We start from the raw sequence: 10,035 nt of genomic DNA on the forward strand, positions 1-10,035 counted from the left end.
GCCGCGCTCGACCTCGCCGACGACAAGCCGCAGCAGGCGCGCCAGCGCTTCGAGGCCGAACTCGCGCGCGACCCGAAGAACTACCGCGCGATGCTGGCGCTGGCCGAGCTGCTGGAGCGCAGCGGCGCCAGCGCCGATCAGGTCGGCGCCCAGTACGCCGCCGCGGTGAAGGCTGCGCCCGCCCAGGCGCAACCGCGGCTGCGCCTGATCGAGTACCGCCTGGCGCGCCGCGACGTGCGCGGCGCGCTCGGGGCCGCACGCGAGGCCGTCGCCGAGCTGCCGACCAACCGCGAGCTGCTGAACGCGCTCGGCCGGGCGGAACTCGCCAACCAGGACTACCAGCAGGCGCTGACCAGCTTCCAGAAGCTGGCCTCGGCCCAGCCGCGTTCGCCCGCCGGGCTGCTGGGGCAGGCCGACGCCTACCTGGGCCTGAAGGACGGCGCCGCCGCCGAACGCAGCCTGAAGGCGGCGATCGAGCTCGTGCCGCGGCTGCTGCCGGCGCAGCGCGCGCTCGCCGGCCTGTACGCCCGCGACGGCCGCTACGGCGACGCCATCACGCTGGCACGCGAGATCCAGAAGCAGCGCCCGGCCGAAGCCGCCGGCTACCTGCTCGAGGCCGAGGTCGAGTTCGCGCGGCGCAAGCCCGACGCCGCGCTCGCCGTGCTGCGCAGCGCGGTGCAGAAGGCCCCCGGGCCCGAGACCGCCATCCGCCTGCACGGCGCGCTGCGCGACGCCGGCCACGGCGACGAGGCCGAGCGTTTTGCCGCCGGCTGGCAGAAGCAGCACGCCGACGACAGCGCCTTCCGCTTCCACCTCGGCGACATCGCTGTCGCGGCCAAGGACTGGACCGGCGCCGAATCGCGTTACCGCGAAGTCCTGGCGCGCCAGCCGAACAACCCGCTGGCGCTGAACAACATCGCCTGGCTGCTGCTGCAGCAGCACAAGAGCGGCGCGCTGGCGATGTCCGAGAAGGCGAACACGATCGCGCCCGGGCAGCCCGCGCTGCGCGACACGCTGGCGCTGGCCGCCGCCGCCGAGGGCCAGCTGCCACGCGCGCTGGAACTGCAGAAGGAGACGGTGCAACGCGCACCCGACGCGCCGGGGCTGCGGCTGACGCTGGCCAAGCTGATGCTGCAATCGGGCGACAAGGCCGGCGCGCGCAGCGAACTCGACAAGCTCGCCAAGCTGGGCAGCGGCTTCGCCGAGCAGGCGGAGGTCGCCGAGCTGCTGAAGAAGGCGAGCTGAAGGTCCGGGCCGCGGCCCGGGTTCAGGCGTCCACGCGCTGCGCCGCTTCCTGCTCGCGGCGCTCGGCACCGGTGAGCCGGCGCCAGGCCTTGCGCGCCAGGTGGCGCACGAGCAGCGGCAGCGGCATGCGCAGCCAGTGCGAACGCAGGTACAGCAGCGCGCGCGCGCCGGCCGCCGCCGGCGTCTCGCAGCTGGGATGCTGCGGCTGCAGCGCCCGTTCGTAGCAGGCGTCGAGCACGGCCGGCAGCGGCCAGCGCGGCGCCGCAGCCTCGAGTTCGCGCTGCACCGCCGCCGGCACCGGCGTGCCCAGCGCGCGGGCCGAATGGCGCAGCGCGTAGTGCAGCGGCCGGCGCAGGCCCAGGCGGCCGGCGCGTTCGACGACACGCTCCCAGTAGCCGGCGTCGGCGCCGTGATGGCGCACCAGCGCGTCGAGGTCGAACAGGTCGCGCAGGCCGTTGGCGAACTCGCCTTCGTGGAACAGATGGGTCGCGCTGTGCAGCAGCAGGTCGGGCGGCGCCAGCGTCGCCAGCCCGGGCCAGGCGGCCAGCGGCCGCAGGTCCTCGAACAGCGCCGGCGTCGCCAGCGCGGTGCGCGAGGTCAGCGGCAGCAGCGTGTGGTGCACGTCGAGCGCGGTGCCGCGGCGGCGGTGGCGCATCGGCGGCAGCTCGTGCATCCAGCGGCGGTAGTACTGCTCGTCATAGGCCGAAAGCGGCTCGAACACCCAGCCGTGGATCAGCAGCGCGCTCTCGACTTCGGCGAGTTCGGCGCGCGGCACCAGCAGGTCGAGATCGCCGTACAGCCGCGAGCGCGCCAGCGGCAGGTCCAGCGCCAGATAGGCGCCGCCCTTGAGCACGACGGCACACGGCGTCACGCCGGCCAGCGCCTGGGCGATGCAGCCCAGCTCCCAGCGCATGCGCTGGCGCTGGGCGTCGGCGATGCGGCGCGCGGCCTGCAGATGCAGGCGGGCCGGCGGCGGCGCCGCGACGCCGGCGTCGGCGAGCACGTCGTGCAGGCGCGCGATCAGGTTGGCGCGCCGCGCCTGGCGCAGCAGCAGGTCCCAGCCCGCCAGCGGCAGCGACAGCGCGCGCGCGGGCTCGAGCAGCACCTCGACCAACAGGCTAGGCATGCTCGCCCCCCGGCGGCCGGCCGGCGGCCAGGGCCTCGAAGGCCGGCACCAGTTCGTCCAGCGTGCCGTAGCGAAAGCGCAGGCAGCTGCAACGCCCGACCATCGCCGTCAGCGCGTCGAAACCGTCGAGCCCGAGCACGTGATAGTTGAAGGACTGTTCGGCCAGCAGCAGCGCCGCGTCGGCACGGTCGAGGCGCTCGAAAGCCGCCGTCGCCCCGGCCTGCCAGCGCGGCAGCACGACCCAGGCCGGCAGCGCCGGCTCGGCGCGGCGGCGCACCGCGTCGGCCGGCGGCGGCATCAGCGCGATCGTGCCCTTGAGCGTGTCAGGCACCGGCGGCGACATCGTCGCCTCGGGAACGAAGCGGGAGACGAGCGCGATCGACGCGTTCTTCAGGTTCACCGCCCGCGCCATGCCGTGTACCAGGCCGGTGGCCGGGTCCAGCAGCGCCAGCTCGTCGGACAGCAGGCGCCAGCCGCGGTGCGCCAGCACGGCGGCCAGCGTGCTCTTGCCCGAACCCGGCGGCGCCGGCAGCACCAGCGCCCGGCCGTCGCGTTCGAGCACCGCGGCGTGGCAGACCAGGAACTGGTGGGCGTGCGCCGCCACGCACCAGTTCAGGCCCCATTCGAGCATCGTCGGCGCCTGGTCGGCGGGCAGGCTGACGAAGGCCGGCAGTCCGTCGAACAGGAAGCGTGCGCGCCGCGGCCGCCACGGCAGCCAGCGCGGCAGCGCCCGGATCTCGAGGTGGAAGTCGACGAATCCGTCGTCGGGCGCGAGCGGGAAATCGGCGTACAGCAGCGCCACCGCGTCGGCGACGGCCGGCAGCCGCGAACGCACGCAGGCGGTGAAGGGCTGCAGGTCCAGGCGCAGGCCGCCCCCCTGCAGGCGCCGCGACAGCGAGGCCCGATCGAGTTCCGAGAGTTTCAAGTGGGCAGCGACTCGACGAAACCGCGTGCCGCCAGATGCCCGAGTTCGGCATCGACATCGACCGCCAGCGAGGGCTGCACCGTGCCCAGCCGCAGCGCAAGATCCTCGACGATGGCGGCAGCAGCCAGCGGGCCGCGCTCCTGGAGCATCACGATGAGTTCGAGTGCCAGCGCGCCCAGCACGAAGGTGTCGCCGCTGCGTTCGTCGTAGCCGATGCCGCTGGCGTCGTCGTCCCAGGTACGCAGGTGCGCCGCAGGCCGGGACGCGAACGACCAGAGCACGGCGGGCGCGGCCTCAGTTCGGCCGCGAGAGGTAGTTCTTCTTGACGTAGTCGTTGATCTCGGACTTGCCCCAGGACTTGCCCGAGGTCAGCCGGTAGGACCCGGAGGCCATCTGGTTGACGTCCGGCGCCGGCGTGCAGCGAGTCGGCGACAGGCTGGAGGTGTACAGCAGCTTCTGATTCAGCAGCGCGACGAGCAGGTTCCGCGTGAACTCGGTCGAGCCCTTGCAGGTGCCGGCCAACGCTTCGCCGAGATTGACGTTGGGCAACAGGCCGGACGGCGTGGCAACCCCACTCTCGCCCACAGTCATGTCCGTGCGGGCCTTGCTGACCTTGTGCTGGTACTTGCCAGGCGCCGAGCAGAGCTTGTCCCAGGGCGCGCCGAAGTTGGCGTAGGCGGTATTGCTGCACCAGTGCGCGAGCGACCAGCCATCGATCTGCGTGACACGCGAACTGCTCGTCGAGGCGCTCGCGGACGCCATCGCCGACCCCCAGGCCGAGGTCGAGACGCAGTTGTAGGTCGCGTGCACCGGCCGGCCGACGAGCAGCAGCGAGGCCGGCGCGGCCCCGCTGGCGATCTTCAGCAGGCGGCGCCGACGGGAGGAGAAACCGGCGGCGTCCGGCGCGGTCTTCTCGGCGGCCGGATCGGGTGATGCGGCGGGATGTTGGGTGTCGTTCAAGGCGCCTCCCTCGGATACAGCGCAGGCGGCCACCCCGGAATCGGGTCGGCCGCAGGAAGTGTAGTGCGCCACCCCCGGCTGAAACACCTCGCAACGGGCACTTGAATCGGTGGTCGCGCCGCCTCCCGACCCCCTTCTTGTGCAGGTCTGCACGAATCCACGGCGGCGCTCAATTGCGACAAGCTGTTGCCGTCCCCTCAAGCTGCGGCGTCGCACGCCGTAACCATGCCATGAGCTCAAACCTGCGCACAAAGGTTCACGGTGGCATGCGGTCCGCGATGTCGCTGCTGCCGGAGTCGAGCCGGCACGCGATCTTCCGCCGCATGGTGGACTGCGACCCGGCCCCGGACGAGCGGCTGCAGATCCGCATCGCCGACACGCGCCCGGAGCTCGAAGCGTGTTTTCGCCTGCTGCACGACGCCTACGTCGCCAGCGGCTTCATGAAGCCCCACCCCTCGGGGCTGCGGGTCACGCCCTACCACGCGCTGCCGACGACGACGACGATCGCCGCGTTCTGGGAAGGCGAGGTCGTCGGCACGCTGTCGATGATCCGCGAGGGCGTGTTCGGCTTTCCGCTGCAGTCGGTGTTCGACCTGAGCGCGGTGCGGGCCCAGCCCGGCCGCATCGCCGAGATCTCGGCGCTGGCGGTACACCCGAAGTTCCGTTCCACAGGCGGCAAGATCCTGTTCCCGATGATGAAGTTCATGCACGACTACTGCGTGCAGTACTTCGACACCCGGCACATCGTCATCGCCGTCAACCCGTCGAAGATCGAGCTCTACGAGTCGCTGCTGTTCTTCCGCCGGCTGCAGGCGGCCGAGGTCGATCACTACGACTTCGCCAACGGCGCCCCGGCCGTCGGTGCGACGCTGGACCTGCACGAGGTGCCGACCCTGTTCAAGCACGGCTACGAAGGCCGGCCGCCGCGCAAGGACCTGCACCAGTACTTCGTCGTCTCCAAGCTGGCCAACGCCAGACTGCCCTCGCGCCGCTATTTCACGACCAACGACCCGGTGATGACGCCGGCGCTGCTGGACTACTTCTTCACCCAGCGCACCGACTGCTTCGCCCAGCTCGACGAACGCCGCCTGGGCCTGCTGCACAGCATCTACGACAACACCGAGTACGCGGCGGTGCTGCCGCCGCTGCCGCACGGCCAGCAGGCCGGCGGCGCGGTGCTGCGGCGGCATCCGCGCTACTCGCTCAAATGCCCGGCGGTGCTCACGCTGGCCGACCAGCCGCGGCCGCTGGAGGTGGTCGAACTCTCGCAGCACGGTTTCCAGGCCCACGGCCCGAACGACCTGCAGCCGGGCGCGCGCGGCTGGCTCAAGGTGATGCTGGGCGAAGGGGTCGAGTCCACCGTCATCGCCGAGGTCGTGCGCCGGGTGCCCACCGCCGCCGGTCACTACCACGGCTTCCGGGTCGAAGCGCCCGACGCCGCCTGGCTGCGCTGCGTGCGCCTGCTGGAAACCGGCAGCACGCACGCCGACCTGGCCGCCGAAACCCAGCCGCCGGCGGCGGCAGCCGACGGTTCGCGCCGCCACGCCGCCTGATCCCGCGTGATGCCGGCAGCGGGGCCGGTGCTATGCTGACCGTACCGTCCGCGCCCCCCTCGCTTACGCCCATGCCCTCCGGCCCGTTCCTGCACGCACGCCCTCGCCCGATGGGGCCCGCGGCTTGAGGCCCGCCGCCTGCTGCCGCGCCTGGCTCGCGGCCACGCTGCTGGCGCTGGTGCTGCCGGCGCAGGCCGGCCTGCCGGACGTCATCACCGCGGTCAAGCCGGGGATCGTTGCCGTCGGCACCTTCAACCCGGTGGACAGCCCGCGTTTCGCTTTTCGCGGCTCCGGTTTTGCCGTCGGCGACGGCACGCTGATCGTCACCAACCAGCACGTGCTGCCGCCGGCCAGCGACGTCGAGGCGCTGAACCGGCTGGCGGTGCTGGTACCGCGTGGCGGCAAGGTATCCGAGTCGCGGCCGGCGCGGCTCGTCGGCTCTGACCGCGCGCACGACCTGGTGCTGCTGAAGATCGACGGCCCGCCGCTGCCGCCGCTGGCGCTGGGCGGCGCCGAGGCCGCGCGCGAAGGCATGTCGATCGCGCTGATCGGCTTCCCGATCGCCGGCGCGCTGGGTTATTCGCCGGTGACGCACCGCGGCATCATCGCCGCGATCACCGCGATCGCGCTGCCGGCGCCGACCTCGCGCCAGCTCGACCCGCGCGCGCTGCAGAAGCTGCGCGAAGGCGCGTTCGACATCTTCCAGCTCGACGCCACCGCCTACCCCGGCAACAGCGGCGGGCCGGTGCTCGACGCCGAGACCGGCGAGGTCGTCGCCGTCGTCAACATGGTGCTGGTGCGTGGCACGCGCGAGAACGCGATCCAGTTCCCGTCGGGCATCAGCTACGCGATCCCCGTGCGCCACGTGCACGAGATGCTGGCCCAGGCCAGCGCCGCGGCCGGCCAGCCGACGGCCTCGTCTCAGACGCGGTACCAATCGACGAAGCGGCCGATGCCGGTGCGCAGGTCGGTCGCCGGCGCGAAACCGGTCCAGGCCGCGAGCGCGTCCACGTCGGCATAGGTGGCCGGCACGTCGCCGTCCTGCATCGGCAGCAGGTTCTTCTTCGCTTCGATGCCCAGCGCCGCCTCGACGTGGCCGATGAACGCCATCAGCTCCACCGGCTGGTGGTTGCCGATGTTGAAGACGCGGTAGGGCACGTTGCTGGTACCGGCGTCGGGGGCCTCGGGGCGGTAGGCGGGGTCGGCCTCGGCCGTGCGGTCCAGCACCCGGATCACGCCTTCGACGATGTCGTCCACGTAGGTGAAGTCGCGCTTCATCCGGCCGTGGTTGAAGACGTCGATCGCCCGGCCCTCGAGGATGGCCTTGGTGAACAGGAACAGCGCCATGTCCGGCCGGCCCCAGGGCCCGTAGACGGTGAAGAAGCGCAGCCCGGTGGTCGGCAGGCCGTAGAGATGGCTGTAGGTGTGCGCCATCAGCTCGTTGGCCTTCTTCGTCGCCGCGTACAGGCTGACCGGGTGGTCGACGCTGTCGTGTTCGGAGAACGGCATCTTGGTGTTGCCGCCGTAGACGCTGGAACTGGACGCGTAGACCAGGTGCTGCACCCGGTTGTGGCGGCAGCCCTCGAGGATGTTGATGAAGCCGAGGAGGTTGCTGTCGACGTAGGCGTGCGGGTTCTGCAGCGAATAGCGCACGCCGGCCTGGGCGGCGAGGTGGATGACGCGGTCGAAACGCTCGGCGGCGAACAGTGCCTCGACGCCGGCGCGGTCGGCGACGTCGAGCTTGGCGAAGCGGAACTGCGGGTGCGGCTGCAGCCGGGCCAGGCGGTCGAGCTTGAGCCGGACGTCGTAGTAGTCGTTGAGGTTGTCGAGACCGACGACCTCGTCGCCACGCTCGAGCAGGCGCAGCGCGGTGGTCATGCCGATGAAACCGGCGGCACCGGTGAGCAGGATCTTCATATCGTCGGGCATTCTGGCATGCACCCCCTGCCGCCCTGCCCCCCGCGGCCGCGGGCACGGCCGTGCATTCCTGCTCAGCGCATCAGCATTCGTCGCGCCAGCACGCTGGCGGCGTCGACCACGAGCACCAGAACGATCATCGCCAGCAGCACGGTGGCCGTGCGCCCCATCTGGAACAGGCCGAGATGGAAGGCCAGCATCTGCCCCAGCCCGCCGGCGCCGACGACGCCCAGCACCGCGGCGGCGCGGATGTTGTTCTCCCAGCGGTACAGCGTGTAGCTGACGAGCTGCGGCAGCACCTGCGGCAGCGTCGCGTAGGCCGCCACCCGCCAGCCGTCGATGCCTTGGGCGCGCAGCGCCTCGGCCGGCCCCGGCGGCGCGTTTTCGATGGCCTCGCCGAACAGCCGCCCGAGCACGCCCGCGGTATGCAGCGCCAGCGCCAGCGTGCCGGTCATAGGCCCCAGGCCGGCGGCCAGCAGCAGCAGAGTCGCCCAGACGAGTTCGGGGATCGCGCGCAGCCCGTTCATCAGCCAGCGCCCCAGCCAGCGGCCACGGCGCAGCAGCGCCAGCGCGAGACCGGCCAGCGCTGCCAGCGCGGTGCCCAGCAGCGACATCGCCAGCGTCTCGCCGGCGGCGCGCACGACCTTGGCGACGAAGGGCGCGGCCAGCTCCGGCGGGAAGAACTCGGCGCCGAAACGTGCCATCGCCGCCAGCGACTCGGCCGAGGCGAAGACACGCCACTGCAGGTCCAGCGTCGCGAAGCTGGCCACGACCAGCGCGACGATCGCCGCCAGCAGCAACAGGCTGCGGGTATCGGGCCGGGGCGCGCGGCGCTGCGTCATCCGAGCACCCGGCGGATGCTCGCGCTGGCGCGGTCGGCCAGCGCCACCAGCGCGACGAAGACCGCAAGCATCGTCGCCACCTCGGCACCGGCGAACATCTTCATCGAGCCGTCCAGCTCCTGCCCCAGGCCGCCGGCGCCGACAAAACCGAGCACGACCGAGGAACGGACCGCACATTCCCAGCGGTAGACGGTGTAGGAGGCCAGTTCGTGAGCGTTCTGCGGCAGCAGGCCGTAGCAGAAAGCCTGCAGCCGGCCGGCGCCCTGGCGCATCAGCGCCTGCGCCGGCGCCGCCTCGCCGCTGTCCAGGATCTCGGCGTAGACCTTGCCGAGCATGCCGCCATAGGTCAGCGCGATCGCCAGCACGCCGGCGGTCGGCCCCAGGCCGACGACACGCACGAAGACCAGCGCCCAGACCAGCTCGGGCACGCTGCGCAGCACCACGAGCACGGCACGCAGCGCCTGGCGCAGCAGCAGCGGCGCGACGGCCATGGGCCCGGCCAGCGCCGACAGCGACAGCACACGCGCCGTCAGCAGCGCGCCCGGCACCGCGATCACGAGCCCCAGCGTGATGCCGGCGGTGGCGATCGCGACCGTGCGCCAGGTGGCACGTGCGACCAGCGCCAGGAAATCCGGCGCCAGCGCCGGCGGGAAGAAGTCGGCCAGGAAACGCCCGGTGACGGCCAGCGTGTCGGCTTCGAACAGGCGCTGTGGCCGGAACTCGGTGGCCACGACCAGCGGCCACAGCAGCACCAGCGCGGCGCCACTCCAGAAGACGCGGCCGGCCCAGGCCGGGTCGCGGCGCGCCGGGTTCAGCATCGGCCGGCGACCAGCGGCGGCACGGCCGGCAACTCCGCCATCACCGGCGCGACGTCGTCACGCGCCGCGTACAAGGCCTGCAGCCGGGCCGGCGTGACCTCGGCCGCCGGCAGGTCGAAAGCCAGCCGGCCGTCGCGCAGGCCGACGATGCGCGGGAACGCCGCGAGCGCGGCGTCGACCTGGTGCAGCGACGCGATCAGCGTCACGCCGCGTGCCGCAGCCTCGTCGCGCAGCGCCGCCAGCGCCTGCGCCGAACGTGCGGGGTCCAGCGCCGACAGCGGCTCGTCCACCAGCCACAGCGTGGCCGGCGCCAGCAGCGCCCGCGCCAGGCCGACACGCTGGCGTTCGCCGCCGGAGAGCCGGTCGACACGCTCGAAGAGTTTGTCGGCGAGGTCGAAACGCGCCAGCGCCGCCTCGGCCGCCGGGATGTCCTGCGGATGCAGCAGCGACACCAGGCTCTGCCAGGTGCCCATCGCCGGCAACCGGCCGGCCAGCACCGCGGTGACGACACGCTGGCGCGGCGGCAGCGGCGGCGTCTGCGGCGCCAGGAAGAGCCGGCCGCGCAGGCGCTGCAGCTCGGCGCGCGGCAGCGACCAGGGGTCGCGGCCGTCGAGCTCGACACGGCCGGCAGCCGGCCGCGACCCCTGGT

At 72.6% G+C, this 10,035-nt stretch carries 11 protein-coding genes; 3 read left to right on the forward strand and 8 right to left on the reverse strand.

All coding sequences use genetic code 11. From position 1 onward, the window contains the following. Positions 1-1,245: tetratricopeptide repeat protein (locus CKO43_RS23710; protein ID WP_200380189.1), on the forward strand; the 1,245-nt coding region annotated here is incomplete at its 5' end. Between the two features lie 22 nt (positions 1,246-1,267). On the opposite strand, the gene CKO43_RS23715 is transcribed toward CKO43_RS23710, so the two are convergent. From CKO43_RS23715 to CKO43_RS23730, 4 genes are read right to left on the reverse strand one after another with little or no spacing between them, the layout of a single operon-like run. After that, a complete protein-coding gene (locus CKO43_RS23715; protein WP_200380190.1) occupies positions 1,268-2,371 on the reverse strand; it encodes a nucleotidyltransferase domain-containing protein in 1,104 nt (367 codons plus the stop codon). Continuing rightward, positions 2,364-3,296: an HprK-related kinase A gene (locus CKO43_RS23720; protein WP_200225952.1), complete on the reverse strand. Its 933-nt coding sequence runs from the start codon at positions 3,294-3,296 to the stop codon at positions 2,364-2,366. Before CKO43_RS23720 ends, CKO43_RS23715 begins: the two co-directional genes overlap by 8 nt. Then, positions 3,293-3,577 (reverse strand): HPr-rel-A system PqqD family peptide chaperone, encoded by a 285-nt coding sequence (locus CKO43_RS26015; RefSeq protein ID WP_200380191.1) that lies wholly within the window; start codon positions 3,575-3,577, stop codon positions 3,293-3,295. Before CKO43_RS26015 ends, CKO43_RS23720 begins: the two co-directional genes overlap by 4 nt. Before the next feature lie 13 nt (positions 3,578-3,590). Further along, positions 3,591-4,256 carry a hypothetical protein gene (locus CKO43_RS23730; RefSeq protein ID WP_200380192.1) on the reverse strand — a complete coding sequence of 222 codons (666 nt, stop codon included), beginning with the start codon at positions 4,254-4,256 and terminating at the stop codon, positions 3,591-3,593. A 278-nt stretch (positions 4,257-4,534) separates the two neighbouring features. Here CKO43_RS23730 and CKO43_RS23735 point away from each other — a divergent pair, with 278 nt between their 5' ends. Together CKO43_RS23735 and CKO43_RS23740 are read left to right on the forward strand one after the other, a co-directional pair. Next, positions 4,535-5,809, forward strand: coding sequence for an N-acyl amino acid synthase FeeM domain-containing protein (locus CKO43_RS23735; RefSeq protein WP_242477761.1), 1,275 nt, complete (start codon positions 4,535-4,537; stop codon positions 5,807-5,809). Positions 5,810-5,933: 124 nt separating this feature from the next. After that, positions 5,934-6,830 carry a S1 family peptidase gene (locus CKO43_RS23740; protein WP_200380193.1) on the forward strand — a complete coding sequence of 299 codons (897 nt, stop codon included), beginning with the start codon at positions 5,934-5,936 and terminating at the stop codon, positions 6,828-6,830. Here CKO43_RS23740 and CKO43_RS23745 read toward each other — a convergent pair. The 4 genes from CKO43_RS23745 to CKO43_RS23760 form a co-directional block, all read right to left on the reverse strand. Further along, positions 6,731-7,726 carry an NAD-dependent epimerase gene (locus tag CKO43_RS23745; protein WP_200380194.1) on the reverse strand — a complete coding sequence of 332 codons (996 nt, stop codon included), beginning with the start codon at positions 7,724-7,726 and terminating at the stop codon, positions 6,731-6,733. The genes CKO43_RS23740 and CKO43_RS23745 overlap by 100 nt on opposite strands. 74 nt (positions 7,727-7,800) lie before the next feature. Beyond that, complete coding sequence (gene phnE, locus CKO43_RS23750) at positions 7,801-8,568, reverse strand: phosphonate ABC transporter, permease protein PhnE (protein ID WP_200380195.1); 768 nt, start codon at positions 8,566-8,568, stop codon at positions 7,801-7,803. Beyond that, positions 8,565-9,386, reverse strand: coding sequence for a PhnE/PtxC family ABC transporter permease (locus tag CKO43_RS23755; RefSeq protein ID WP_200380196.1), 822 nt, complete (start codon positions 9,384-9,386; stop codon positions 8,565-8,567). The genes phnE and CKO43_RS23755 overlap by 4 nt, the downstream gene beginning before the upstream one ends. Next, a partial coding sequence (locus tag CKO43_RS23760) for a phosphonate ABC transporter ATP-binding protein (RefSeq protein WP_200380197.1) occupies positions 9,380-10,035 on the reverse strand: 656 nt, incomplete at its 5' end. The genes CKO43_RS23755 and CKO43_RS23760, both read right to left, overlap by 7 nt.

Source organism: Rubrivivax gelatinosus, from assembly GCF_016583785.1.
In the GTDB taxonomy this organism is placed as follows: Bacteria; Pseudomonadota; Gammaproteobacteria; order Burkholderiales; family Burkholderiaceae_C; genus Rubrivivax; species Rubrivivax gelatinosus_B.

Excerpts from the sequence above, each read along its gene's own strand:
- CKO43_RS23715 (WP_200380190.1), bottom strand. The coding sequence starts at position 2,371 with ATGCCTAGCCTGTTGGTCGAGGTGCTGCTCGAGCCCGCGCGCGCGCTG.
- CKO43_RS23735 (WP_242477761.1), top strand. The coding sequence starts at position 4,535 with ATGTCGCTGCTGCCGGAGTCGAGCCGGCACGCGATCTTCCGCCGCATG.
- phnE (WP_200380195.1), bottom strand. The coding sequence starts at position 8,568 with ATGACGCAGCGCCGCGCGCCCCGGCCCGATACCCGCAGCCTGTTGCTG.
- CKO43_RS23745 (WP_200380194.1), bottom strand. The coding sequence starts at position 7,726 with ATGAAGATCCTGCTCACCGGTGCCGCCGGTTTCATCGGCATGACCACC.
- CKO43_RS23755 (WP_200380196.1), bottom strand. The coding sequence starts at position 9,386 with ATGCTGAACCCGGCGCGCCGCGACCCGGCCTGGGCCGGCCGCGTCTTC.